Source organism: Streptomyces sp. NPDC001231 (genome assembly GCF_042896885.1).
Lineage (GTDB): Bacteria > Actinomycetota > Actinomycetes > Streptomycetales > Streptomycetaceae > Streptomyces.
Window position 1 is genome coordinate 1 of the sequence record NZ_JBIAXS010000055.1, and the last position, 25,977, is coordinate 25,977.

Annotated in this window: 14 protein-coding genes and 4 pseudogenes; 9 read left to right on the forward strand and 9 right to left on the reverse strand. The window is 68.4% G+C overall.

Features of this window, described 5'->3' with window-relative positions; all coding sequences use genetic code 11:
- Positions 1-86: 86 nt before the first annotated feature.
- Positions 87-188, reverse strand: a pseudogene (locus ACFY3J_RS37725) (IS5/IS1182 family transposase); the annotation flags it as partial.
- Between the two features lie 386 nt (positions 189-574).
- Here ACFY3J_RS37725 and ACFY3J_RS37730 point away from each other — a divergent pair.
- Entirely contained in the window at positions 575-4,321 is a 3,747-nt protein-coding gene (locus ACFY3J_RS37730) for a S8 family serine peptidase (RefSeq protein ID WP_390842790.1), read from the forward strand.
- Between the two features lie 112 nt (positions 4,322-4,433).
- Here ACFY3J_RS37730 and ACFY3J_RS37735 read toward each other — a convergent pair whose 3' ends face one another.
- The 4 genes and pseudogenes from ACFY3J_RS37735 to sbnA form a co-directional block, all read right to left on the reverse strand.
- Positions 4,434-4,721 (reverse strand): substrate-binding domain-containing protein, encoded by a 288-nt coding sequence (locus ACFY3J_RS37735; protein ID WP_390842798.1) that lies wholly within the window; start codon positions 4,719-4,721, stop codon positions 4,434-4,436.
- Positions 4,722-4,868: 147 nt separating this feature from the next.
- Positions 4,869-5,198, reverse strand: coding sequence for a hypothetical protein (locus ACFY3J_RS37740; RefSeq protein WP_390842791.1), 330 nt, complete (start codon positions 5,196-5,198; stop codon positions 4,869-4,871).
- 1,127 nt (positions 5,199-6,325) lie between these two features.
- Positions 6,326-6,640: pseudogene (locus ACFY3J_RS37745) on the reverse strand (transposase); the annotation flags it as partial.
- Positions 6,641-6,753: 113 nt separating this feature from the next.
- The gene (gene sbnA, locus ACFY3J_RS37750) at positions 6,754-7,764 is read right to left on the reverse strand and encodes a 2,3-diaminopropionate biosynthesis protein SbnA (protein WP_384187529.1); all 1,011 of its coding nucleotides are present in this window, start codon (positions 7,762-7,764) and stop codon (positions 6,754-6,756) included.
- A 659-nt stretch (positions 7,765-8,423) separates the two neighbouring features.
- Between sbnA and ACFY3J_RS37755 the strand changes: the two genes are divergently transcribed.
- The 5 genes from ACFY3J_RS37755 to ACFY3J_RS37775 all read left to right on the forward strand — a co-directional run bounded on the left by ACFY3J_RS37755 (position 8,424) and on the right by ACFY3J_RS37775 (position 16,625).
- The gene (locus tag ACFY3J_RS37755; protein WP_390842799.1) at positions 8,424-11,012 is read left to right on the forward strand and encodes a Pls/PosA family non-ribosomal peptide synthetase; all 2,589 of its coding nucleotides are present in this window, start codon (positions 8,424-8,426) and stop codon (positions 11,010-11,012) included.
- Between the two features lie 36 nt (positions 11,013-11,048).
- Positions 11,049-13,562, forward strand: coding sequence for an amino acid adenylation domain-containing protein (locus ACFY3J_RS37760; RefSeq protein ID WP_390842792.1), 2,514 nt, complete (start codon positions 11,049-11,051; stop codon positions 13,560-13,562).
- A 28-nt stretch (positions 13,563-13,590) separates the two neighbouring features.
- A complete protein-coding gene (locus ACFY3J_RS37765) occupies positions 13,591-14,598 on the forward strand; it encodes a TauD/TfdA family dioxygenase (protein WP_390842793.1) in 1,008 nt (335 codons plus the stop codon).
- Entirely contained in the window at positions 14,595-15,665 is a 1,071-nt protein-coding gene (sbnB, locus tag ACFY3J_RS37770; RefSeq protein ID WP_384187537.1) for a 2,3-diaminopropionate biosynthesis protein SbnB, read from the forward strand. Before ACFY3J_RS37765 ends, sbnB begins: the two co-directional genes overlap by 4 nt.
- A 201-nt stretch (positions 15,666-15,866) precedes the next feature.
- Positions 15,867-16,625 (forward strand): hypothetical protein, encoded by a 759-nt coding sequence (locus ACFY3J_RS37775; RefSeq protein WP_390842794.1) that lies wholly within the window; start codon positions 15,867-15,869, stop codon positions 16,623-16,625.
- A gap of 112 nt (positions 16,626-16,737) precedes the next feature.
- Here ACFY3J_RS37775 and ACFY3J_RS37780 read toward each other — a convergent pair whose 3' ends face one another.
- Positions 16,738-19,695: an aminotransferase gene (locus ACFY3J_RS37780; protein ID WP_390842795.1), complete on the reverse strand. Its 2,958-nt coding sequence runs from the start codon at positions 19,693-19,695 to the stop codon at positions 16,738-16,740.
- Positions 19,696-19,761: 66 nt separating this feature from the next.
- Positions 19,762-20,202, reverse strand: coding sequence for an Lrp/AsnC family transcriptional regulator (locus tag ACFY3J_RS37785; RefSeq protein WP_384187543.1), 441 nt, complete (start codon positions 20,200-20,202; stop codon positions 19,762-19,764).
- A 370-nt stretch (positions 20,203-20,572) separates the two neighbouring features.
- On the opposite strand from ACFY3J_RS37785, the pseudogene ACFY3J_RS37790 reads away from it, so the two are divergent.
- Together ACFY3J_RS37790 and ACFY3J_RS37795 are read left to right on the forward strand one after the other, a co-directional pair.
- A pseudogene (locus tag ACFY3J_RS37790) lies at positions 20,573-21,448 on the forward strand (transposase); the annotation flags it as partial.
- A gap of 1,594 nt (positions 21,449-23,042) precedes the next feature.
- Positions 23,043-23,429, forward strand: a complete 387-nt coding sequence (locus ACFY3J_RS37795) for an ADP-ribosylation/crystallin J1 (protein WP_390842796.1) — start codon at positions 23,043-23,045, stop codon at positions 23,427-23,429.
- A 555-nt stretch (positions 23,430-23,984) separates the two neighbouring features.
- Here the strand turns inward: ACFY3J_RS37795 and snpA are convergent.
- Both snpA and ACFY3J_RS37805 read right to left on the reverse strand, forming a co-directional pair.
- On the reverse strand, positions 23,985-24,749 hold the full coding sequence (gene snpA, locus ACFY3J_RS37800; RefSeq protein WP_390842797.1) for a snapalysin: 765 nt from the start codon (positions 24,747-24,749) through the stop codon (positions 23,985-23,987).
- A gap of 511 nt (positions 24,750-25,260) precedes the next feature.
- Positions 25,261-25,410, reverse strand: a complete 150-nt coding sequence (locus ACFY3J_RS37805) for a hypothetical protein (protein ID WP_384187551.1) — start codon at positions 25,408-25,410, stop codon at positions 25,261-25,263.
- Between the two features lie 138 nt (positions 25,411-25,548).
- Between ACFY3J_RS37805 and ACFY3J_RS37810 the strand changes: the two are divergent.
- Positions 25,549-25,785: pseudogene (locus tag ACFY3J_RS37810) on the forward strand (integrase core domain-containing protein); the annotation flags it as partial.
- Positions 25,786-25,977 lie beyond the last annotated feature (192 nt).

Genomic DNA, 25,977 nt, shown 5'->3' on the forward strand with positions numbered 1-25,977 from the left:
TCCGAGTAGTCCTTCATCGCCATCGGCGGTGTTCTCGCTTCCTCCGGATCAAGCAGACCCAGTATCAGCGTGTCCACCATTCAGGGGGAGGCCCCCCAGGCCTTCGCATCCGCTGTCGTGCCTGGCACCGGGCGGGCGGCAGCCACCACCAGGCGCGTGTCTGCGTCCACGATGACCTGCACATTCGCCTGATGGTCCAACGTCCACTTCAAACGCCCTCTCAATCCCTGCACCCTTGCTGGCCATTGCCCCAGCAGTCCGGATCTTCGCGGCCCAGGCTCCTCTTGATCATTTTCTAAACTCTTGCCGCATCGCAGGTCAGCAGGCGCTTAATAGAGCCCGAACCTGCAATCCAATTGAGACGACATGGCCGACGGCGGAAGTCGTCGTAGCCCACTGTCAGGCCCGTAGCCCACATCGCGGCCGCGCAACCCGTCATGACGGATAGCCGACACGGGTGCAACCCGCCACGTTGGAGCATCCCTGTGCGATCTGCGCATCTGCCAAGATGCGGCGCGGCAGGATGACATGCCCGCACCAATTTGACATGCTCACGCCCATAATAGGGAGACTCATGCGTCCCATAACGCGTATGGCCTTGGGCGCGGCGACCGCCGCCGTCCTGGCGGTCACCGCGGTCGCGCCTTCGGGGGCGAGTACCCCGTCTGACGGTGCCTCGGGGGAAAGGCCCATCATTGGCAGGGAGAAGAGCACGGCACAGGGTGGCAAGCAGGCGACGGTCACGCTCGTCACCGGCGACAAGGTCACCGTCACCGACCTTGGTCAGGGCAAGAGGACGGTCAGCGTGGACCGCCCGAAGGGTGCCACCGGCGCCGTCCGCACCGAGACGACGAACGGCCAGATCACCGTCATCCCGGACGAGGCGCTGCCGTATCTGAACGCCGGTGTCCTCGACGCGCGGCTGTTCGATGTGAGCGAGCTGATACGCCAGGGCTTTGCCGACGGTGACAAAGGCGCTGCGGATGGGCTGCCGCTGATCGTCACTTATGGCAGGAGCGAGCGGACGCTGCAGAATGTGCCGCGGGGCGCCGAGAAGGTGCGGTCCCTGCCCAGCATCGGCGGTTCCGCGGTCCGCGCCGACCAGGAGGGTGACTTCTGGCGTGCTGTGGCCTCGGATGCCGCCAAGCCCGCCGCGCGCGCGGCGACTTCAAGCGGCGCGCGCTTCGCCGACGGCATCGAGAAGATCTGGCTCGACGGGCGCGTCAAGGGCGACATGGCCGAGTCCAACGCGCAGATCGGCACACCCCAGGCCTGGGAGTCCGGACTCACCGGCAAGGGCGTGACGGTCGCCGTGCTGGACACCGGCGTCGACGCCGAGCACCCGGATCTCGCGGGACGCGTCTCCCAGTCGAAGAGCTTCATCGAGGGGCAGGAGGTCGCCGACCGCAACGGACACGGCACCCATGTCACCTCCACCGTCGGCGGTAGCGGCGCCGCGTCGGACGGCAAGGAGAAGGGTGTCGCGCCCGACGCCACCCTCGCCGTCGGCAAGGTCCTCACCGACCAGGGCTTCGGGAGCGAGTCGCAGATCATCGCCGGGATGGAGTGGGCCGCGCGGGACGTGCACGCCAAGGTCGTCTCGATGAGCCTCGGCTCCTCGGAGGGCAGCGACGGCACCGACCCGATGGCGCAGGCCGTGAACACGCTCTCCAAGGAGACCGGCGCCCTCTTCGTCATCGCCGCCGGAAACTCCGGCGCCCCCGGCACGATCGGCTCGCCCGGCACCGCCGACTCCGCGCTCACCGTCGGCGCCGTCGACTCCGCCGACCGGGCCGCGTCCTTCACCAGCCAGGGCCCCCGCACCGGCGACAACGCCCTCAAGCCCGACGTGTCCGCGCCCGGCGTGAGCATCCTCGCCGCCCGCTCCCAGCTGACCAGCGGCAGCGGCTACTACACCTCGAAGAGCGGTACGTCGATGTCGACGCCGCATGTCGCGGGCGTCGCCGCACTGCTCGCCCAGCAGCACCCCGACTGGACCGGCGCGCAGCTCAAGGACGCGCTGATGTCGACCTCGAAGCAGCTCGGCGCGTCCGCGTACGCACTGGGCGCGGGCCGGGTCTCCGTGCCCGCCGCGATCAACGCGCGGATCACCGCGACCGGCAGCGCCGACCTGGGTTTCTACAGCTGGCCCTACGCGGACAACAAGCCGGTGACCAAAACGCTCACCTACTCCAACTCGTCCAACCAGCCGGTCGAGCTGAGCCTGGCCGCGCAGGGCGCTCCCGACGGCGTCGTCTCGCTCGCCGACACGTCGCTGACCGTGCCCGCGCACGGCACCGCGTCCACCACGGTGACCGGTGACGGCGCGAAGGCCGCCGTCGGCAACACCAGCGGACAGATCGTGGCGAGCGCCGACGGTGCCCCCGTCGCGCACACCGTCTTCGGTCTGGTGAAGGAGAACGAGCGGTACACGCTCACCGTCCACGTCAAGGACCGCGACGGCGCCGCCACCGCCGCACGCGTCACGCTGCAGCAACTCGCCAAGGGCGACGACCCCTTCCCGGCGTATGTCGGCGACTCCGGCACCCTGAAGCTGCGGCTGAACCCGGGCACGTACAACCTGACGTCCTTCCTCGACGTGCGCGGCAGCCACGGCGCCGACTCGCTCGGCCTCGGCTTCCTCGCCGCCCCCCAGATCACCCTCGACCAGGACCGCGAGGTCACCCTGGACGGGCGGCAGCTGAAGGAGATCAGCGCCAAGGTCGACCAGCGCACCGAGACCCGACAGCTGCTCATGGAGTACAGCCGCAAGGCGAACGGCGCCGACCTGCTCGGCGCGGTCCAGGTGCCCCTGACCTACGACAGCATCTTCGCCGCCCCCACCGAAAAGGTCACCGACGGCACCTTCGAGTACCGCACGGTCTGGCGGCTCGGCAAGCCGCTCCTGGAGGTCGAGGCGGGCGGCACGCCGCTGGACGATGCCACCGTCCAGTCCGGTAGCACCCTCACCGACGCCCGCAGCACCGTGACCGTCGTCGACGCGGGCAACGGGGCACCGGCCGACTACACGGGCAAGGACGTGCGTGGCAAGGCCGTCGTCGTCCGCGCCACCGGCGCGATCTCGCCCATCGAGATGGCTCAGGCGGCCGAGGACGCGGGCGCCAAGGCCCTGCTCGTCACCGACGACAAGCCGGGCCGGCTGATGGCCTGGTTCGGCAACGCCGACCGCACCGACCGGTCTCTGCTTATCGCCACGGTCAATGCCGCCGACGGTGCCCGGCTGCTGGCCGCGGCCAAGTCCGGCAAGCACGTCAAGCTCACGAGCACCCGCAACACGCCCTACGTCTACGACCTGTCCAACGGCCACCCCGGCGCCATCCCGGGCAACCTGATGTACACCCCGAAGAAGAGCGAACTCGCCCGGCTGGACGACAAGTTCCACGCGGTGAAGCCCGCCCAGGGCGGTGAGTTCCGCTTCTCCATCACCGACACCTTCCGTTACGGCATCGGCTTCCTGGAGCGCATCGACAATCCGGCCGAGCGCACCGCCTACGTCTCCACCGGCCCCGGCCAGCAGTGGCACGAGTCCGTGATCACCGTGCCCCGCGGCATCGAGGAGCGCAGCGGCCTGGTCACCTACCGGGGCGGCACGCGCAGTGAGGTCGACTGGTTCAAGCCGGTCTGGCACCCCTGGCTCGGCACCGGGCTCGGCTGGGGCCAGCAGCGAGCCGGGAACGACCTCCAGTTCAACACCCCCGGCTGGGGCGACTCCGGACCCGACCACACCGGTTTCGGCGACGTGTGGAACGACACGTCCCTCCAGCAGACCACCGAGGTCTACGTCGACGGGGCGCGCGTCGACCGGCGCACCGGCTCGGCCGGGTACGCGCGGAACACCGATCCGGCCGAGCGCACCTACAAGGTCGTCACCGACACCGCGCTCGACCCTGAGCGCTGGAAGCTGTCCACGAAGGGCCACGCCGAGTGGACCTTCAAGTCCGCCGAGACGCCCGCCGACAGGTGGACGGTCCTGCCGCTGATCAACCTCGGCTTCGACGTCGACACCGACCTCGCGGGCGACGTCCGCGCCGGGCATCGCCTGCCCGTCGGGATCTGCTCCGAGTACGTCAAGGGCGCGCCGGACACCGGGACCATTGGCGACGGCACCCTCCAGGTGTCGTACGACGACGGCCAGACCTGGACGTCCGTCGGCCTGGACCGCGACGGGAACAAGGCCGCCTGGCGCGGCACCCTGAAGGTGCCCGCCGACGCGCAGTACGTCTCGCTGCGCGCATCCGCCCGCGACAACCGGGGCGGCCAAGTCACCCAGGAGATCATCCGGGCGGTCGGCGTGAAGTGACGCGCCCCGGCCGCTGGAGCCATGGGGTGAGCCGCAAGCGGCGCCACCCCGAATAACAGGGGCGGCGGCGCCGTCCCCCGTGGGACCCGGGAGACGGCGCCGCTCGTGCGATTCAGCCGGTCGGTTCGACGATGCCGCGGACGACACCCAGCTCCACCAGGTCGGCGGACGCGGCCCAAGCTGCCTGGGCCTGTGCGTCGGCATGCTGGTCCAGGGCGGTGATGGAAGGTGCCACCGTGTGCGTCGATGCGTCGTCGATGTCCTGGGCGACTTGTACGTCGGACGGAATGGTGAGATCGAGGGCGGTGGCGGCCTGGACGATGCCGGCACTGGCTCCTTCGAAGAGTCCGATGATCGCATCCGGCCGAGCCGGATTAGTACTCCAGTCTGGTTTTGTGATCTTACGTAAGGGGCGTCTGGGTGTCTTACGGACTGCGTGCGGACTGCTGGAACTCTGTGCGGATCATTGGGCACCTGAAGGCCGCCCGAGTGGCGGGTCCGCACAGCCCGACCGGTTACGAGTTCGAAGGTGGTCTTGCCTCGCCGGTCAATGAGCAGCCGCAAGCCGCTGATACACCGTCACCCGCCGACCACGGACCTGCTCGTCAGCCACTGGCGTGAAGTACTTCTTCAGCACGGCGGTCTTCATCTTGTCCCGCTCGGCCGTCACCGGTTTCGCCACCTGCGTTGCGTCCGTCACCAGCAGTATCCGTTGCTGGGCAAGCATCGCAGCACGTATGTGATCCGGGCTTGCCTCCACACCCTTCAGGGTCCCGGACTTCTCTGGGCTCTCTACGAGAGCTATGTCTCGCAGCCCGGCGAAGGCGCTCGGCGAGATGGACTTGGTGTCCCGACGTGCCGACGGGCTGAAGAGCACCGCACTCCCGGTCGTTCTCATCCGCCGGACGTCCGACGCTATCGTCCGTCATGGTCGGCCCGACCACGAGCCCGACCATCACCCTTGTCCAGGTCGCTACCACACCGACCACCGCCGCGTTTCCCCTCGACCACACTCGCTACCGGCCGCCGTCAGACCGCGGACAAGGGGGTCCCGTGCACGCTGCTCCCTCGATCACCGCCCACCGAAGGGCGGTTCGGAGCGAAGGAGCCACAGCGATGACGGCACACCGACCAGGAGCCGGCGCCCGGTGTGCCTGCCCCGACCATGGGCTCGACCAGCGCCGGGCAAGCCATCCTGGCCTCCTGCGGTACGCACTTGGGTTGCCACTTTGGTGCCCGGCGCCGAAGTGGACGGAAAACCCGCAGGTCACCACGGAGATCCGGCCGTGCGCCGCGTTGTCAAACTTTGTAGTGATGTCCGTGGAGGAGGAGATCACCGGGTCCGGGGGCCGGATGCCCTCTGCGGCCGGGCGTGGCCGGCGCCCGGCAGGTGGCTCGTGCGAGCAACGAGGAAGGGGCGGAGCTGATGGCGGGGAAGTGGAAGAAGACGCCCTCCGAGCGGAAGCAGGCCCGCACCGCCTCGCACCTCGGGGCGCTCTCCGATCTGCGCAGGCACGGCCTGGTGGAGAACGGCGGGAAGTCCTCAGGCGGGGACACCCGGCGCAACCTCACGCCCATGGGCCTTAAAGGCCGCCTCCTACGAACTGGGGCGGCCGGTGGGGGAGATGGGCGATCTGCCCGGCCGAGACGATCGAGGCCCGTCGCGCCTTCATCGCCCGCCGCAGGGCTACCCGACCCGGCGATGAGTGTCGGACGCCCACCGAGGAGGAATGGGACGCCTTCCTCGCGCACTTCGAGAAGCGCAAGGTGTCGATCGGCAATCGCCGCCGGGATGAAGCCCGCAGGCGACGCCTACGGTTGTCTGGTCCCGCAGTTCTTCCGGTTCGGCCCGATCAGGGCCACTTCCTCGGACGGTCCACCAACGCGATGGGGCCGAAGACACCCGTTCTCGGGTGTGAATGCGGCGAGTGGTGATGCTGGCCTCTCGTGGCCCGCATCACCGCGACGGCCGACCTCGTGATCTGGGACGCCTTCGAGCAACCCCCGAAGTGCCCTGCGGGCGCCGGGCTGGGCCGACTTCGGCAGAGCGTTGAGCACGTTGGCGGTTTGTGAACCCAGCACCTCTGCTGCCGGGAGGCGGGGAAGACCTCGGCCGGGGCCTTTCAGAAGCCGAGAGCGCCGTCGCCGACCGCCAGGACCGGGGCGCGCCTGCCCCCGGGGGGCGCAGTCGCGCAGCAGGTCCGCCCAGGACTCGCCCGATTCGCGGTAGCCGTCCTTGAGTGCGACCAGTTCCTTGCTGCCGTCCGCGCGGACGCCGATGAGGACGAGTGCGCAAGCTTTGGCCTCTTCCAGGCGGACGTTGTATGCCGCTGCCCCGCCCCGTGCGCGTCTGTCTCGCAGCGCTCCCCGCAGCTGACTGACCGTCAGGTGACGTAAGGCCTGGGTGGGTGGTGGTTGTCGCCGGCCGTCGATCATGCGGCCGTCTTCGGCCGGGGTCGGGCTGCCTGGGGTGTCGTGGTCGGTGACCGGGAGTTGAGGACGTCGTCGCCGCACAGGTCCTGCACCCAGGTGGTCTGGTAGACGGTCTCCAGGTACCGCTCACCCAGGTCCGGGGCGATGGCTATGGCGGTCAGTTCCCGTTCCTCGTGTCGGGTCAGCCAGGTGATTGCGCCGCTGACTACTGTTCCGGTGGAGCCGCCGAAGAGGTAGCCGTGCCGGGCGAGTTGGTGGCAGGTGTGGATGGTGTCGGTTTCTTCGACGTGTATGACGTCGTCGATGTAGGACTCGTCGAGGAGTGGGGGGCGCAGGCTGGTGCCCAGCCCGGGGATCATGCGGGGGCCGGGGGTGCCTCCGAAGGTGACCGAGCCGGTGGTGTCGACGGCGACGATGTGTACTGGTCGGTGCCAGGTGCGGAAGTAGCGTGCGCAGCCCATCAGGGTGCCGGTGGTGCCGGCGCCGACGAATAGTACGTCCAGGTCGGGGAACTGCCGGGCGATGGCCGGGGCGGTGTGTTGGTAGTGGGCCGCGCTGTTGCCGGGGTTGGCGTACTGGTTGAGCCACACGTAGCGCGGGTCGCGGGCGCACAGTGCCTGGACGTGGTCGATGCGTGCGCCGAGGAGTCCGCCGACGGGGTCGGGTTCGGTGATGACGTGGACCTGGCTGCCCAGGGCTTCCATCATCTTCCTGGTTGCCGGGTTGCAGCGGGAGTCGGTCACGCACAGGAACTGGTATCCCTTGTTGGCCGCGATCACGCTCAGGGCCACGCCGAGGTTGCCCGAGGATGACTCGACCAGGACCGAGTCCGGTGTCAGCAGTCCGTCGCGTTCGGCGGTCTCGACCATTTCGATGGCGGCCTTGAGTTTGATCGAGCCGGTGAAATTGAATCCCTCGCATTTGAGGAACAGCGGGTATTCGAAGATTTTCTCGAGGTCGACGTAGAGGTCGTCCTCGTTGTAGGCCTGGGGGGCGGATATGACAGGCATGTCGTCTCCTTGCGACTACAGGAGTCCTCCCTGCGGCCGGTCCGTGTTTGTGCCGTGCAGGGAGAGGTTCGGTGGCGGGCTGCGGCTCGCCGGAATGTCTCCAGTGCGCCCGAGTCGGAGCGGCTGTGTCATGCCACCGAAATTCGGGACTTGACGCGCGCTCTGTGCGCGTTTATGCGGCGCGACGGGGTCCAGTGCGCCCGAGTCGGAGCGGTCGTGTCATGCCACCGAAATTCGGGACTTGACGCGCGCTCTGTGCGCGTTTATGCGGCGCGTCGGGGTCCGGTTGTTGCGGTACCGGGGTCAGTGGCCGTTTTCCGGGTCCGGTCGCCATCGGTTGGCGCCCTGTGTCCTGCCTCGTGGTCCCTGCCGGTAAGGCGGCGTGCGGGGCGGTGGTGTGCGATGCGGTTGCCGGGTGATGGGCCCGTGGATTGATCCGGGGCGGCGGCGCGGTGGTGGGCGGCGCGACGCGCGGTGATCAAGGGGCCATGCTGCGGCGAGTATGAAGTGGCTCATTGTCAATGCCGGGACTTCGATGTCAAGTCCCGAAGTTCAGGGGCAGGACAGGGACTTTCCGGGCGGGCCTACTGAAGAGGCCGGGTGTCACGCATCCGTACACGCTGAGGAAATGCCTTCGAGGAGTTCTCGTGCCAGACAAGATGATGGACGCAATGGCGGCTGATCCGGCTGACATCTCGGCCTTCCAGGACGACGGGGCGGCCGGTCCGGCGGCCGGCATCGAGAGGTGTCTGGCTGAGGTGCTGGCCGGCGTCGTTCGTGTGGAGCGGGTGCCGCCGCACAGTCACTTCTTCAACGACCTGGGCGCGGATTCCCTGGTGATGGCGCAGTTCTGTGCGCGGGTGAGGAAGCGGGAGGACCTGCCGGCGGTGTCGATGAAGGACATCTACCGGTATCCCACCATCCGGAGCCTGGCCGTCGCGCTCTTCGACGCCGCGCCTGCTCCCGTCCCGTCCCCGTCTTCGCTCGCGGAGGCGCAGGCACCGGTCACGCGGGCTCCGGTCACGCGGGCGCCGGCCGGTGTAAGGGCTCGGGCCGCCACGGTGCGGTACATCGTGTGCGGATTGCTGCAGTCCTTGTTTTTCCTGGGGTATTGCCTGGTGACCGCCTTCGCCGCCGCCGCAGGCCACGCGTGGATCTTTGCGGGCTCGGGTCTGGTCGACCTCTATCTGCGGTCGGCTCTGTGTGCCGGCGGGGGTTTCCTGGGGCTGTGTGCCGTCCCGGTCGTGGCGAAATGGACACTCATCGGCCGCTGGCGAGGGGGCGAGTTTCCCTTGTGGGGCGTGGAGTATCTGCGGTTCTGGGTCGTCAAGACCCTGATCCGCACAAGTCCCCTGCGGCTGTTCACCGGCTCACCGCTTTACGTGCTCTACCTCAGGGCGCTCGGCGCGCGGATCGGCAGGGGCGTCACGATCCTCACCCGCACGATCCCGGTCTGCGCCGACCTGCTCACCGTGGGTGACGGTACGGTCGTCCGCAAGGATGTGCTGCTGTCCTGCTACCGCGCCCACGGCGGGCTGATCCAGACCGGCCGGGTCACGCTCGGCAGCAATGTGCTCATCAGCGAGCACACGGTCCTCGACATCGGAGCCGAGATGGGCGACGGCGCCCAGCTGGGCCACGCCTCCTCCCTGCACGGCGGCCAGGTGGTGCCCGCCGGTGAACGCTGGCACGGCTCGCCGGCGCAGTCGGCCGACGTGGACTACGGGAGGGTCGGCCCAGCCGACTGCCCCACCCGCAAGAGGGCCGCGTACGGTGTTCTGCAACTGCTGAGTCTGCTGGTGGTGTGGCTGCCGCTGACGATGGGCGCCGTGAGCGCTCTGCTGGCCGGCGTCCCGCTGCTTCACCCGCTTGTGGACCCCCGGCCGGTGGCCGGCGAGACGTTCTTCGTCGATGCCCTGATCATCTCCTCGACGGTGTTCTGCGGCGCGGCACTCGGCGGCCTCCTGGTCCTGGGCATCGTGCCGCGTGTCCTCAACAAGGCCATCAAGCCCGGCAAGGTCTATCCGTTGTACGGCTTCCACTACGGCATCCAGCGGGTGATCGCGCTGATGACCAACAGGAAGTTCTTCACCACGCTCTTCGGCGACAGCTCCGGCATCGTCCACTACCTGCGCTACCTCGGGTACGACCTGTCCCGCATCGAGCAGACCGGGTCGAACTTCGGCACCGAGGTGCAGCACGACAACCCCTACCTGAGCTCTGTCGGCACCGGCACCATGATCGCCGACGGTCTGTCCCTCATGAACGCTGACTTCTCCAGCACGTCCTTCCGCCTTTCCCGCGTGTCGATCGGGCCCCGGAACTTCCTCGGGAACCGGGTCGCCTACCCCTCCCAGGGCAGGACCGGCGACAACTGCCTGCTCGCCACGAAAGTCATGGTCCCCACCGATGGTCCGGTGCGTGAAGGCGTGGGCCTGCTGGGCTCACCCAGCTTCGAGATACCGCGCACAGTGCTGCGGGACAACAGGTTCAACCATCTGCAGACCGGTGATGAGCTGCGCCGCCGCCTGACCGCCAAGAACAGGCACAATGCCGCAACCGCCGGCCTGTACCTGCTGGCGAGGTGGAGCCACCTCTTCGTGATCACCCTTGTCACCATGGGCGCGGCCAGCCTCTATCCCTCGCTCGGTGCACCGGCGATCGCCCTGGCCACCGTCCTCACCTTCACGTTCACCGTCGTCCACTTCGCGCTGATCGAACGGGCCTCCACCGGCTTCACAGCGCAGCAGCCGCTGTACTGCTCGATCTATGAGCCCGGCTTCTGGCACCACGAACGCTTTTGGAAGATGGCGTCGGTCGACTACATCCAGGTCTTCAACGGCACCCCCTTCAAGAACGTCATCTGGCGGCTTTTGGGGGCCCGGATCGGCAAACGGGTCTTCGACGACGGCTGCTTCCTCCCGGAGCGCACCCTCGTCACCATCGGCGACGACAGCACGCTCAACGCCGGGACCGTGATCCAGTGCCACTCGCAGGAGGACGGCGCCTTCAAGTCCGACCGCAGCACGCTCGGCAGCGGTTGCACCCTCGGGGTCGGCGCGTTCGTCCACTACGGCGTGACGATCGGCGACGGCGCTGTGCTCGCCCCTGACTCCTTCCTCATGAAGGGCGAGGAAATCCCCCCGCACGCCCAGTGGGCGGGCAACCCGGCCCAGGACATGCCGGGAGGCGAAATCCCCCTTGAGGACCGCCCGGAAGCCGACGCCGCCCGAGCCCATGGCAACTGACACCGCCGCACAGCCACCAGCACAGGAGACGAACCGATGGCAACGCACCCGAACCCCACCCGAAACAATCTGGAGTATTGGCGCGACGTACTGACAACCGGCCAATTCACCCCCGTCCCACGCTGGACCCTCCACCCGGTGCCCGGCGTGAGCCAGTACGAGACACAAGTCCCCGAAGGCATCGTCACCGGGCTGTGCCGGCTCGCTGACGAACTGGCGATACCGCTTGACTCGCTTCTGCTGGCGACGCACGCCAAGGTCCTCGCGGCGCTGTCCGCCGAGCAGCAGATCACCACCGGCTACGTCACCCACGGCGGCAACCTGCTGCCCTGCCGGCTCACCACCGCACCCGCCTCATGGAGGGAACTGCTGCACACCACCCACCAGGCGACCGCCGAACTTCTGACGCACCAGGATGTCCCGGCCTCGGACATCGACCATCTCAAGCGCGAACTGGGCCTGAACGGGCCGTTGTTCGAGACTATTCTCGATCCCACCACGACCGACGGGGACCTCACCGGGGACACTACGCTGCGGGTGGGCATCCGGCCCCACGACGGCCGACTCGTGCTGCGACTGCTCTACCGCACCGACAGGCTCGACGCCGACAGCGCCGCCCGCATCGCCGGCTATCACGTGAGGGCGCTTGCGCTGATCACCGCCGACCCCGATGCAGAACACGCGCGCCAGAGCCTGCTGTCCGATGAGGAACTGCGCTTCCAGCTCGACCGACTGGCCGGACCGACAAGGGAGTTGCCCAGCGCGAGGGTACATGAACTGTTCGAGGACCGGGTGCGGATGCACCCGGATGCCATCGCCGCCGTTCACGCCGGCCGGCAGTGGACCTATGCGGAGCTCAACGCCCGGGCAAACCGGCTGGCCCGCGCCCTCGCAGACCGCCAACTCGCCCCCGAGGACGTCGTCGCGGTGGTGACCGGACGTCACCTGGACTGGCTCGCCGCCGTCCTCGCGGTCTTCAAATCCGGAGGCGCCTACCTCCCCATCGAGCCGCACTTCCCGGCCGAACGCATCGCTGCCATCCTCTCCCGCGCCGACTGCACCCTGGTGCTGACCGAACCCGGCAGCACCACCACCCTCGACCAGGCACTCGAGTCCCGGCCCGGCACCGAGAGGCTCTTCGTCGAGGCGGCCTACGAAGAATCCCACGCAGACGACGATCCCGGCATCCACGTCACGCCCGACCAGCTGGCATACATCTACTTCACCTCCGGCTCGACCGGTGAGCCCAAAGGCGCAATGTGCGAACACGCCGGCCTGCTCAACCACCTCTACGCCAAGATCGACGACCTCCGGATCGGCGAGGGGCAGGTGGTCGCCCAGACCGCGCCACAGTGCTTCGACATCTCCCTGTGGCAGTTGCTGTGCGCCCTGCTGACCGGTGGGCGAACCCTGCTGGTCGAACAGGACGCCATCCTCGACATCCCCCGATTCCTCGACACCGTCACCGACGGCAGGGTCACCGTCCTGCAGCTCGTGCCCTCCTACCTCGAAGCCGTCCTGACCGAGCTCGAACAGCGCCCCCGGGCGCTGCCCGACCTGCGATACCTGTCGGTCACCGGGGAGGCACTGAAGAAGGAGACCGCCGAGCGCTGGTTCACCGCTCAGCCCAAAATCGCGCTGGTCAACGCCTACGGGCTCACCGAGACCTCGGACGACACCAATCACGACGTCATGCACCGAGCGCCGGAACGCATCCTGCTCGGCCGCCCGGTCAACAACGTGCACATCTACGTCGTTGACGAACACCTCGCACCCGTGCCACTGGGCGCCCCGGGCGTGATCGCGTTCTCCGGGGTCTGCGTCGGCCGCGGATACATCAACGATCCCGAACGCACGCGAGCGGCCTACCTGGCCGATCCGCAACGCCCTGGCACACGGCTCCATCTCGGCGGCGACTACGGGCGCTGGCATCCTTCGGGGAAACTGGAGTTCCTCGGCCGCCGCGACGCCCAGGTCAAGATCCGCGGGTTCCGGATCGAGATCGGCGAGATCGAGAACGCGCTACTTGGCCTCCCCGGCATCCGCGACGGCGCGGTGGTGGTGGCCGAACGCGCCGATCAGAGCAAGCATCTGGTCGCCTTCTACTTGGCCGTGAAGCCCGTCGACCCGAAAACCCTCAACGACCTGCTGGGTGCGTCTTTGCCCACCTACATGGTCCCGGCGGCCTTCCACTGGCGCGCGAGCCTGCCGCTGACCGCCAACAGCAAGATCGACAAGAAGGCGCTGACGGCGCTCGCCACACAACTCGCCACCAGCGAGGACGATCACCAGGCGCCGGCCACACCGACCGAGCAGCGGTTGGCGGCCGCCTTCGGGCACGTCCTCGGCGTGCCCCAGGACCACATCGGACGCCGCGACCACTTCTTCGACCGCGGCGGCACCTCCCTCTCGGCGGTGAAACTCGCCGTGGCCCTGGACCGCGCCGTGACCCTCAAAGACATCATCGCCCACCCGGTCCTCACCGACCTCGCTGCCCTGCTCGACCATCGGCGCGAGCGCCCCACAGCCAAACCGATGACCTCTCTTTGAACCGCATCGAATCGAAAGGAACAGCACCATGCCATACCCGACACCGGTGTCCCCCCTCCTCGACGTGGAGCTGAATCCCGGCAAACCCCCGATCCTGCACGTGGACACCGCCGATGAGGCACCCGCCTGGGCAGCGGAACACCACCGCGCACTGCGCACCCTGGTCACCGAACACGGCGCGGTCCTCATCCGCGGGCTGCATCTGCGCGACGCGGACCGGGCCGCCGACGTCCTCCACCGCCTGGCCCCGGCCCTGATGACCGACAAGGAATCCTTCGCCCCCCGCCGGACCTACACACCGGGCGTGTACTCCTCCTCCGCATGGCCGCCGAACCAGCCGATGTGTATGCACCACGAACTCAGCTACACACTCCAGCCCCCTGGCCTCATGCTGTTCGCGTGTCTGACCGCACCCACGACCGGCGGAGCCACCGCCGTCGCCGACGCCGCCACCGTCCTTCAGGCACTGCCCACCGATCTGGTCCACCGCTTCGAACAAGAAGGCTGGCTGCTCTCGCGCACCTACAACGACGAGATCGGCGCCCCCTACGGCGAGGCCTTCGGCACCGATGACCGCAGGGCCATCGAGGACTACTGCCGCACAGCCGGTATCGAATGCGACTGGCAACCCGACGGCAGCCTGCGCACCCGCCAGCGCCGCCCCGCCGTGACGGCCCACCCGGTCACCGGCCGCCGCTGCTGGTTCAACCAGATCGCCTTCCTCAACGAATGGACGATCGATCCCGAGATCCGCGACTACCTCATCGACGTCCATGGCGCCGAGTCGCTCCCGTTCAACACCCGCTTCGGGGGCGGCGACGCCATCGGCCCGGACATCATTCAGCTCCTCAACGACACCTACGCCGCCCACACCGCCCGCGAACCCTGGCGGGCCGGCGACCTCATGCTCGTCGACAATGTGCGCACCGCACACAGCAGGGAGGCCTTCCACGGACCACGTGAGGTGCTTGTCGCCATGGCAGAGTCGCTGAGCCCCCTTTCGTGCCCGCCGGTCGGCGAGATGAGCGCCCAATGACCACCGTCCCCTCCACGGCAATGGAGCCCGTCATGCCCCAGCCGCACACCGTGCCCCCGTTCGCAGTGATCTCCGGCGCCCAGGTCCAGCACGCCCTGCAGGACAGGGAAGCGCAGATCGTGGACCTCATCGAGGCCACCTACCGGCTGCACGCCGCGGGGGAGTCGGTCAATCCTCCCTCCTACTTCCTGCGCTTCCCCGACCGACCCGCCTCCCGGATCATCGCGCTGCCCGCCTCGATCGGCGGTCAGGCGCAGGTGGACGGCCTCAAATGGATCTCCAGCTTCCCCGACAACGTCCAGGCCGGCATCCCCAGGGCGTCCGCCGTCCTGATCCTCAACGATCACGACACCGGCTACCCCTTCGCCTGCCTGGAAAGCTCCATCATCAGCGCCACCAGAACCGCCGCATCCGCAGCACTGGCCGCCGACCACCTCACCCGCAACCGGCAACGGCCCACCCGCATCGGGTTCTTCGGTACGGGCCTGATCGCCCGCTACATTCACACCTTCCTGACCGCCGTGGGCTGGTCCTTCGACGAGATCGGTGCCTATGACCTGTCCCACCGCAGCGCAGCGGGATTCCGCGACCACCTCCAACAGACCGGCAGCGCCGCACGGATCACCGCACATGGCAGCCCCGAGGACCTCGTCCGTTCCAGCGACCTCGTCGTGTTCGCCACCGTTGCGGGCGAGCCACACGTCAGCGACCCGGCCTGGTTCCACCACAACCCACTGGTTCTGCATGTGTCCCTGCGCGACCTGGCGCCGGAGATCATCCTCGCCTCGACCAACATCGTCGACGACGTCGAACACTGCCTCAAAGCAGACACCTCCCCGCACCTGGCCGAACAGCTCATCGGCAACCGCGGCTTCCTGCACGGCACACTCGCCGACGTCATGAGCGGACGAGTAACGCCCCCCACCGGCCGGCCCGTGGTCTTCTCGCCGTTCGGCCTCGGAGTACTCGACCTCGCTGTCGGCAAGTACGTCTACGACGAGACGGACCGCTCCGGAGAGCTCAACGTGATCGAGGACTTCTTCCACGACCTGCGCCGGCACGGGTGACCGGCCCACAGCACCCCGTGGGTCCGCCGGGACGAATGGCTTTGTCCCGCTCGAGTACGCGGATCAGGCAAGGCAGCAGTCGGGCCTGTTCTGAGTCCGGATCACAATGTGCGTGTTGGGAGCTGTTGTCTTTCCGCACGTTAGGGTTGCGTCTTCGCTGGTGGAGCACAGGGCTGGCGATCTGGGGGGTGGCGGCTTGTCATGCCGTCGCTGCCTGCGGGGGTCGTGGATGCCGTCGGTGGCCGGGCTGCTGGAACAGCGCGAGCTGGGTCCTCGCCGTCGGTGGATGAACTGCGGGAGGAGCCCGACCGTATCCAGGCCGAGCCGGCCGTGGCCGAGCGGGAAGGGCAGGAGCGGGCGATAGCCCGCTCGAGGGCCGGCGAGGTGCCGGCCCCGGCGGACGGGACTGGGCAGGACCGTGCCCGGGCCGACGAGAGTGTGCCGGCCGCCGAGGGGCGGGGCGCAACGGCGCCGCGGCCGGCGGAGGCGGCGAAGCCGAAGTCGCAGGCGCCGGTGTGGCGCGAGGGACTTGACCGGCCGGCGCTGTCGGTGGACTGCCAGCGCATCCTCAAGGCGGCGGCCGACCGGCCCTGGCTCGGGCAGGGGCCGGTGATCTGCCAGGGGCCGGCCGCCGCGTTCGGCATGGACGTGGTGCCGGCGCGGGTGGAGGCACCGCGGTCGAAGGCGAAGCACCTGCTGGCGCGCGGCCGGCCGGCCGAACCGGCCGCGGGCCGGTTCACCCCATGGCCCTCCGGAGGGCAACGGCACCACCGAGGCAAAGGCTGGGAGCCGCCGCCCACGCCCCGGATTCCGTCCGGTCGCCGGCGTGCCAGGGCGCCGGCGTCACAGGCCCGTCCGCGGACGTGCTTGCCGGCGGTCGGGGATTGCCTCGATGCCGTCCTGGAGGACATCCGGACCCGGACGGATGTCGCACACACCGTTGGACGAGCCGCCTTTTGAGGTGGGTGCCGTACCCGCCGCCGGGTGCGAGCGTGCCGGAGACGACGACTGCGCCGACGGACCGGCACCCGTCTCGGAGGCAGCGTCAGATCCGGCCTGCGGACGTACGGCGTCAGCGGGAGTGGCCGAGTTGGGCGAGGGCGTGGTCCAGCATGTCGACGAAGAAGTCCACCGCGGTGGCGTCGATGCACAACGGCGGCTTGATCTTAAGGATGTTGAGATGGTCGCCGGTGGGCTGGACGATTACGCCGAGGTCGAGCATGCGGTCGCAGAGTTCGGCGGTCTCTTCCGTGGCGGGTTCCAAGGTGACGCGGTCCCGGACGAGTTCGAGGCCGAGGTAGAGGCCCGAGCCGTGGACGGCGCCGATGATGCCGTAGCGGTCGGCCAGTGCCTGAAGCCGGCTCTTCAGACGGCCGCCGACGCGCACCGCATTGCCCTGGAGATCCTCATCGCGCAGGGTGTCCAGGACGGTGAGGCCCACGATGCTGGAGACCGGGCTGCCACCGGTGGAGGAGAAGAAGTAACCCTGGTCGCGGTACCGGTCCGCAACCGACTTGGACGTGATGACGGCGCCGAGGGGGTGCCCGTTGCCCATGGCCTTGGCGACACAGACGACGTCAGGGACGACCTGCTGCTGCTCGAAGCCCCAGAACCAGTGTCCCAGGCGGCCGTAGCCGACCTGGACCTCATCGGCGACGGCCAGACCGCCGTGGCGGCGGACCGCCGCGTACACCTCGGCGAGGTAGCCGTCGGGCAGGGCCACTCCACCGGCGTTGCCGTAGTAGGTCTCGCTGAGGAAGGCTCCTGCCGGGCGACCGGAGGCGGCCAGCTCGTCGATCACCGCGGCGGCCTCGGGCCCGTAGCACACCGCATCCGCCCCGCGGTGCAGGCCGCGATAGGAATTGGGCGAGTCCACGGTGCGGACCCAACTCGGCCGGGTTGCCAGGGCGTTCGGGTTGTCCTGGAGTGAGGTGGAGACCGCGTCGGAGGCGTAGGTCCAGCCGTGGTATGCCTCGCGCAGTGCGACGACGTCGTGCTGCCCGGAGGCACCGATGGCCAGCCGCAGGCCCAGATCCACCGCCTCGGAACCGGAGTTGACCAGGAACACCGTGTCCAGGGGCTCGGGCAGCAGGGCGGCGAGGCGTTCGGTGAACTCCACCACCGACGCGTAGTGGAATCGCGAGTTGGTGTTGAGCCGTCGCAACTGCCGGGAGACCGCCTGCTCGACGCGGGGGTGCGCGTGGCCCAGCGGGGTCACGTTGTTGACGATGTCGAGGTAGGAGCGGCCGTCGGTGGAGAGCAGATGGTGACGCCAGCCACGCTCGATGCGGGGAGGTTCGGCGTAGTAGTGCTCCTGCACGGTCGCGAACACGGCGTCACGTCGGTCGAGCAGGTCCCCGTCCTGCGCACGGCCGGCGGCCCGGAGACCGATCAGCGGGGCGGGGTCTGCGGTGAGCGCGAGCCAGCCGGCGGCGTACTCGGGGCGCACCGACGGAGGGACGGAAGGGCTGTCGGCGTTGCGCAGCGCAAGGTGGAGCGAGGTTTTGGTGGGGAGATGGGCGAGGTCCTCGCCCGCCTGGACCGTCGAGCCGGCGGAAACCACTGGGTGAACCGTGCGGGCGAAGGACAACGTCAGCGCCTGCGGGCCGTACGCGATCTCCACACGGCCCGGTGCCGCGGCGAGGACATTCCCCGCGGCGGGGGCCTGCGCCACGGCAGGCCGGCCGAGCCACAGGTCGATGCCGGTGGGCACCGTGGGAGCGGAAACGGCTGACAACGCCGGAGCCTGACTGAGCCGCGGATGCGCGTACCGGGTGGCCACCGCGGCTGCTCCGTCCGCGAGTGCGGAGGCCACCAGCCGGTCCTCGGTGCCGGCTTCGAGCCAGGCTCCGCGGTCCATGGAGTCGGCGCCGGTGGACAGGTCGAGCAGAGCGATGTCGTCGGCGGCGACGCCGCGCAGCAGGAAGTGCGCCGGTGAATCGGCGCGGGCAGGCACGTCGGCCAGGCCGATCGCGTCCTTGACGAGGTGGACCATCACTGGAAGGGGCAGGCGGGTGGCCTGCTCGAATATGCGCCACTCGCGGTCGAGCGCGGCCTTGGCGTAGGCGTTGTCCTCGTCGACGGCGGCCTGGTGCCGCCCGCTGGCGACCAGGCCGGCCGCGCGCAGGACCACGAGCGGCCACAACGCCTCCGCCTCCTTGTGGGACAGCGGCCGAATGGCGTGGAAGGCCCGGACGGCGGCCAGCACGTGATGAGGCTCGACCCCGTCGTGGTGGAGCATCGAGGAGAGCGACACGGCGAGTTCGCCGACCGCCCAGCTCGTCGTTACGTCACCGAAGTCGATGACCCCGTCGGGCATGGGCAGGCGGCCGTCGGGAGAACAGATGAGATTGTCGTCGGTGAGGTCCAGGTGCACCGCCTGAGACGGAAGCGCGGCGGCAAGCTCCTGGACCCGCGCCCAGGCCTCGGCGGTCGCGGCCTGAACGGCGGCGCGCCGGTCGGGCTCGTCGATGTGCTCCGCGAGCTTGGCGACGACGCGGTCGGCGTGCCGCAGGTCCCACTGGAGAACGCGCTTGAGGCCCGGGTGGTGGAAGTCACGCAGGGCGGTGCTGACCTTTCCGCCGATCGTGCCCATGGCCGCCATTGTGCTCGGGGACAGGTGCCGTGGTCCCGAGAGCGGACCGCCGGGCAGGTATCGCATCAGCCGCGCGATGGCCGGCCCGCTCTCGGTGTCCACCGTCATGCACTGCGGTGAGCCGTCGGGGCGGCGCAGGACGGTGGCGATGCGCAGTTCTGGGTGAGCCGCACAGATCAGGTCGGCCGCGGTGTCCTGGGCTTCGATCTCCGCAGGGCCGAAGGCAGGGTTGGCGATCTTCAGAATGGCCAAGGCCGTGCCATCGTCGCCGTACAGCAGGAAGTTGGCGTCCTGCTGGCTTCCCAGCGCCTCCGCACGCACACCGACGCCAAGGTGTCGGGTGCCGATGCGCTCCGCCTGAGCCAGTGTCACCTGGGGTGCGGGCAGAGCGCCTTGGGCGAAGAAGTCGATGGTGCGGTACTCGTCGTGCGGCATGCGGAGTTCCTCGGCTGGTGGGTGGAGCGTGGTGTGGGCAGGCCCGGCGCGGACGCTCGGACGTCTCTAGTCGACCTCCCACAAGAAGCGGTGGGTGTGAATCGCGAAGTAGGGGAAGGTCTCCACCGATGTGACGCCCTCGATGGCCCGTACGACGTCGTTGATGAAGTCCAGAAGATCACCAGGGCGACTGCGTACGACCTCGGCGAACAGGTCATAGCGGCCAGAGGTCAGGACCGTGTACACGACTTCGTCATGCCGGGACAATTCATCGGCCACCGCGCGGGAATCGCTTTCGACGCGCAGGCCGAGGAGCGCCACCGTCTGCTGGCCCATGGTCATCGGGTCGGTCACCCCGACGATCTGGACCGTCTTGGTGTCGATCAATCGCTGCAGCCGGTGCCTTGCGGCCGAGGGCGACAGTCCCACCTTCGGTCCCAGCTCGGCGTAGGGGATGCGACCGTCGACCTGCAGCTCCCGCAGGATGGCGCGGTCGATGTCGTCCATGAAGGCCCCCCTCACCTGCGTGAATAGCAAGTCATGTAGTTGTTTCAAGCACAATGGCGGATGTCCTCGCTTGAATCAAGTGTTCTGACGACTGAATCGAGCGAATCCTGGCTCGCAGGTTCTGCGTGCGCGCCGAAGCCCTGTTGGGTTCCCGGCCATGCCGACTGACCAAGCCGACGTCGGCGGGTCATCGGTTTCCGTCCATGTCGCAGCAAGGTGAGCCCCCATCTGGGCACACCGTGGGTTGCCTGTCCCTGCAGAACAGCGCCATAGACAGCCCGCTCCCACGCTTTCGTGACACCCGCGGAAGGCCGTTCGGGGCGGGCCGCCATGAAGATCAAGCTCATCCCCGGGTCCGTCGTGCCGGGGGTTCAGGACCGGTGGGCAGTGGCAGGAGGTGCCGAAGGAGTTCGGTGCCTGGTCGACCGTCCACAACCGCTTGCGGCACTGGTGTGACGCCGCCGTCTTCGAGGTCCTGCTCGAGGGCCTGGCCGCAAAAGCCGCGAAGCGGGTGAGGTGGACCTTTCCCTGGTCAGCATCGACTCCACCACCCCGCGCGCTCATCACGACGCTGCCGGGATGCACCTGGGCGAGGACGTCCTCGGGGTACTGGAGAGGGCTGCAGCCGAGATGGAGAAGGCCAGGTCAAAAGGGGCAGCCTTGAAGAGCAAGACGGGCAGGACGCTGATATCGATCCCGAGCGGGAGGAGCGGCGACGCATCCGGCGTCGGCGAATGGCTGAAGGTCGCCCTCCTGGGACGCTCCAGGGGCGGGCAGACCAGCAAGGTTCATCTCGCGGCCGACCGCAAATGCCGACCGCTGGCGTTCGTGCTGACCGCCGGTCAGGCCGCGGACAGCCCGCAGTTCATCCCCGCGCTGGGGAAGATACGCGTCCGTGGCACTGTCGGCCGCCCCAGCACCGGGCCGGACGCGGTCGCCGGGGACACGGCCCATTTGTCCCGCGGCAACCAGGCCTATCTGCGCAGGCGCGGCATCAGGGCAGTGATCCCGGAGAAGATGGACCAGGCTGCCAACCGGAAGAAGAAGGGCCCCGGGGGCGGCCGGCCCGTCAGCCACGACGCCGACCTCTACAAGGAGAGGAACACCGTCGCGCGCCTGATCAGCAAGCTCAAGGCCTGGCGAGGCGTCCCGCCCGATACGACAGACCCCAGGCAGCTACCTCGCCGGCCTCCACCTGCGCGCCTCGATGATCTGGATCAAAGACCTCACCCGGACCACCCGCTGATCATAGATTGGTCTCCCGGTACGGGACACGGCGGTCTCCGGCGCGTCTTCGAGGGGACGCGCCGGAGACCGGTCGGTTTGCCGTCGCTCCTGTCGGAGGGTGGCGGCGGTTGTTGGATTAGCGGAGGCAGTCCCGGTGGGCGGGGTGCCAGACGCGGGTCCAGTAGCCGGCGTGTGCGCGGTGGTTCCGGTCCCGGTATCCCGGGTGCCACAGCCGTGACCAGTAGCCCGCCGCTTGCACGCAGTGGCGCGACGCCGGCGGCTGGTGGTGCGACATTACCGATACCGGCGGCTGGTGGTGCTGCGGTACCGGCTGGTGGTGTTGCGGTACCGGCGGCTGGTGCTGCGGCCGATGCGGTGCCGACCGTGCCGACGGCAGCGCCCGCGGCCAGAGCCACCGTCGCTGCGCCCAGGGCCGCAGCCCTTTTCAACCCGTCATGATCAGGCCTGTCTGTTCGAGTGGGGCTGACGCCCCACCACTTTCCGGACCGGTCCGTCCGGAGACGCACTGATCCTCCACCTTGCGAGACCCGCGCATACCGAAAACACCGTCTGTTACGAAATGCGGATGGGTTCTCATTCAGCTCAAATATTCATATAGGTGAGTCAGGTGTAGTGCGTCACGAGCCGACTCCGTGGCGATCGGCGTGCGTCCGTGCGCCTGAGAAGGTGTGTCACGTCTCCGAACAGCAGTCGAGCGATCTTCAGCGACGGCCGCGAGAACGGCCGCAGAGCCGTGTGTGCTTTCGCCGTCTTGAGTGGCTTCCTCTTCCTCACGGCCCTCGGTCTTCAGGACGCCCGAGGCCTGGACGCCTGGCAGGCCGGCTGCTACCCGCTGCCCATGGCAGCCGTGACCGTCGCCAACCTGCCCCCGGCCGGAGATCTCACCGCCGCCCGCGGTAACTTCCCCAACTCCTATCCACCCACCCCTACGCGTGACGTGGCATCGGGTGGATCGGCCAGCCAAGAGCTCGGGATGAAATGGTCGTGTCAGGTCGTGCGCGGAACAGCGGGGACTATCGGGGACTGAGACAGCGGCCAGCCGGACGCCGACACCGCTCCGCCACTGGTCAGCACGGCGATCGGTCATAGTCGGAGAGCGCCCGGTGAGTGGGGTGCCCCGGTGTGGATCATTGAGAACCTGCTGTCCCATCCCGTAACGCCCCCGTGACGGGATCCCTAACCGGAGAGTGGAACCCGGCGCCCACTTCCCGGAGCCGTTGCCGTACAGCAGCGGAGTACAGCAACCACCGCGACCGCAGCTGACCGCCAACGGCCCCAGGTGACTCTCCGACCAGCGCGCTGGACCGTAATGACCTTGCAGCCGATAGTTCGGGACGAAGAGGTCGCGTGCCACAGCCGTGCCAGATACGAGGGTCAGTCGCGGTCTACAAGGGTGTCTGACGGGCGTATCCATGCCTGCTAGCTCGGCCATGAAAGCCCCAGGTCACAGGCAAAACTCCCCTACCTTTCTCCCAAAGCGGTTATAGACCCACCTTGCTCTGCGATGGCGGGGGACACCGAACTCGCTGGCTCAAGACGAGTCGGGGCGGATACGGTGAGCCGCCCGCCAGCCCGGTGGAGGGGAGCGAACGATGACCAATGAGCAGGCACGAGCGACAGTGACGCTGTGGCGTCCGACCGGTCCCGAGGAGTTGGCCCTTGTCGAGACGTCCGGGTGGACCGCCTGGCCTCCGCGTCTGCCGGAGCAGCCCATCTTTTACCCCGTGGTGAACGAGGACTACGCCGTGCGTATCGCCCGCGACTGGAACGTGCCCGCGTCCGGATCCGGCTACGTGACCCGGTTCAAGGTCGACGCGGAGTTCGTGAAGCGGTATCCGGTGCGCCAGGCGGGCGGTCAGACGATTCTGGAGCTGTGGGTGCCGGCGGAAGAGCTGGAGGAGTTCAACCGGCACATCGTCGGCCTGATTGACGTCGTGCATGAGTTCCAGGCCACCGCCTCGGCTGACATCCACGGTTGACTGTGAGGATGTCGGTGGTGCCGCCCGAGGCGGTCTGACCCGTTCTCGCCCGCGGCGGCCAGCTGCTGGGCGAGGGTTCGGCCCAGGCCCCGGGCGGCTTCGATGGCGAAGCGGCGTTCGGGCCACTGTTCGCACCAGCGCATCAACTGACGGAACGTGCCGGCATTGACGACGAACCTGCGCTGGGCCACCTGGTGGCCTGCGACGTCGACAGCGACGGCGGTGTGGGACGACTTGTGGGGATCGACACCGATCAATCGGCCCGCCATCCCAGCTCTGGGGGTGCTTATATGGGCGCGGGTGGGTGGCGAGAGAGCCGGCTTCTGCTGATCGTGGCCGGGCTGGCAGTGTTGGCGACCGACCCGGCCCTGTTGGCCACGTTCAAGGTCTCCAACCAGTGGGCGGTTGGCTTCGCCTCCCGGCTCCGCCCTCCCAGGACAGCCATACAAAGCACCAGCGTCTGTCGGCCAGCCTGCAAGAGTGCTCGGACGACCGTCTTGAGCATGTGGCTGAAACCATCCGCGACAGCGAGCCGCTTCCCGCTTGGGAACGCAATCACCTCCAGGACGTACTGTGGAGCGGATGCCATGGACCGTGGCTCGGCGCCACAGTCCGTACCGGCGGTGCAGCGCTCAGGTGTTCAGCGGGCCTGGTCACCGTGCCCGGGGCCTGCGCAAGTCCGGTGGCCCACAGCTGGTCGACACGCGAGCGCTCGGTGACGTTTGGGTAGCGGTTGGTGCAGGACGGGCCGGCGTAGCCGCCCGACATCAGCTCACTGCACGGCCCGCTGTAGTCGTCCGGCAGGCCCAGCACGTGCCCGGTCTCGTGGGTGACGACGCGGACCGAGTCGTACTGCTGGTTCTGGGCGTAGTCGAGGAAGACGTAGCCACTTCCGTGGCCGTTGGTGGAGGCGTAGGACCCGCGCGGGTCGTTGCCCTCGTAGTAGGAGAAGTCGGCACCGCTCGGCGCCTCCTGGAGCTTGACGTTGGACTCGGAGCTGTTCCAGATCGAGGCCGCGCTCGATATCTGCGAACGGAAGCTCGGTGCCCGGGAGGCGTTGTAGTAGACAGTCACCGCCTGCGCGTTCGGCTGGGCGGCGCGCTTCTCGGCGACGGACTTGAGCACGGCCTCGAAGAACGCCTTGTTGTTCGCGGCCTCCTCAATCGACCCGGCGTACCGTGCCACGGAGCTACCGGCAGCAGCGGACGGGGTGGCGGCCGGCTGGGCGCTCGCCGGCACCGCTGCGCCCAGCGCGCCGGAGGCCAGACCCAGGCCGAGAGCGAGGGCGAGGAGTCTCGCGGACGTTCGGGACGACTTCATGTGGGGGGCTCCTACTCACTCGGTGACGCCGAGCACCCGGTGTGTAGTCGACTCTGCGTGAACACCGGTTCCGAACTGCGGCGACGTCCTGTGGGTCGTCATTCTTAGAACGGCTCGACAGGGAGCGCAAAGGGTCCCGCCACTACGTCGCCTCGTAGGTCCCGGGGACCTCGCCTGGGCAGTGCACGGGTCTCCGGTCCGCACATGGCGGCAGGAAGGGAAGCTGTCGCGGCGTCAGAAGCCTTACATCACGGGGCAACGGGCGTGCGGGCCGACCGGGCGGAATTCCGGGACGCGCGGCGGGATCCATATCCTGGCCAAGACGGATAAATCCTCAAATACCTGCCACGCCACGTCTACTAAGTGTGCCGGTTGATTGGTAGAGCGCTGTGACCGACGTCATAAAATATGGGCTTCCGTTTCTTTCGCGCGCCACCGGCCCCGAGTCGCCCCCCCCAGGGAGTCACCCTCGGCGCTGGGCCGGCATCCCTCACCGCTGAGCCGCCGCCGCTCAGTCCTGATCAGGATGGAAGCCGGGCCCGCCGTGCAGCCCGGCGAGCGGTGTGGAGGAGAGGTCGGTCGGCCCCTCGCCCGCCTCCAGCAGCGTGTCCGCCGCACCCAGTGGCTTCGGGACTATGCGGGCCAGGCTGTCGTCAGCCAAGCAAACGAGGTGCGCGCCCGGTCGTAGGCAGTAGTCGGGCTGACGTCCGAAAGCCGCTGACCGCAGGGTTGCTGCGTATGCGTCCCACTACCTTGATGCAGCTCCCAGCAACACGGCTGGGTGAACTGGGGCCTGCGGCGTAACTCCCGCCTGGCGAGGCCCGTCTCGTACGGCATGACGAACGGCAAGGTCGAACGCTTCCACCGCACTCTGCTCGACGAATGGGCCTACCAGCGGCCCTACACCTAAGAGCCCGGGCGGCAGGCGGTGTTCCCCGACTGGCTGGACTGGTACAACCACCACCGACCTCACACCGGCATCGGCGGCCAAACCCCAGCCAGCCGCGTCACCAACCTGCCGGGACAGCACACCTAGAGGCAATGCCAGTGACTTAAGCGGCTACTGACGCTCCGGGCGAAGGCGTTTCCGCACGTCAGAGCCTCGAAGTGCTACATAAGTCATCGGTATTGCACCTAGTAGGGCTTGGTCAGGTCGGGTGTGGTGGTGCGTGTCCTTCTGGGCCGGTGTGGCGTTGGGAGTGTGTGACTCCGGACGAGGTTGCTGTGG

Excerpts from the sequence above, each read along its gene's own strand:
- ACFY3J_RS37795 (WP_390842796.1), top strand. The coding sequence starts at position 23,043 with ATGACCAATGAGCAGGCACGAGCGACAGTGACGCTGTGGCGTCCGACC.
- ACFY3J_RS37760 (WP_390842792.1), top strand. The coding sequence starts at position 11,049 with ATGGCAACGCACCCGAACCCCACCCGAAACAATCTGGAGTATTGGCGC.
- sbnB (WP_384187537.1), top strand. The coding sequence starts at position 14,595 with ATGACCACCGTCCCCTCCACGGCAATGGAGCCCGTCATGCCCCAGCCG.
- ACFY3J_RS37780 (WP_390842795.1), bottom strand. The coding sequence starts at position 19,695 with ATGCCGCACGACGAGTACCGCACCATCGACTTCTTCGCCCAAGGCGCT.
- ACFY3J_RS37775 (WP_390842794.1), top strand. The coding sequence starts at position 15,867 with ATGCCGTCGCTGCCTGCGGGGGTCGTGGATGCCGTCGGTGGCCGGGCT.
- ACFY3J_RS37730 (WP_390842790.1), top strand. The coding sequence starts at position 575 with ATGCGTCCCATAACGCGTATGGCCTTGGGCGCGGCGACCGCCGCCGTC.
- ACFY3J_RS37755 (WP_390842799.1), top strand. The coding sequence starts at position 8,424 with ATGATGGACGCAATGGCGGCTGATCCGGCTGACATCTCGGCCTTCCAG.
- snpA (WP_390842797.1), bottom strand. The coding sequence starts at position 24,749 with ATGAAGTCGTCCCGAACGTCCGCGAGACTCCTCGCCCTCGCTCTCGGC.
- ACFY3J_RS37765 (WP_390842793.1), top strand. The coding sequence starts at position 13,591 with ATGCCATACCCGACACCGGTGTCCCCCCTCCTCGACGTGGAGCTGAAT.
- sbnA (WP_384187529.1), bottom strand. The coding sequence starts at position 7,764 with ATGCCTGTCATATCCGCCCCCCAGGCCTACAACGAGGACGACCTCTAC.
- ACFY3J_RS37785 (WP_384187543.1), bottom strand. The coding sequence starts at position 20,202 with ATGGACGACATCGACCGCGCCATCCTGCGGGAGCTGCAGGTCGACGGT.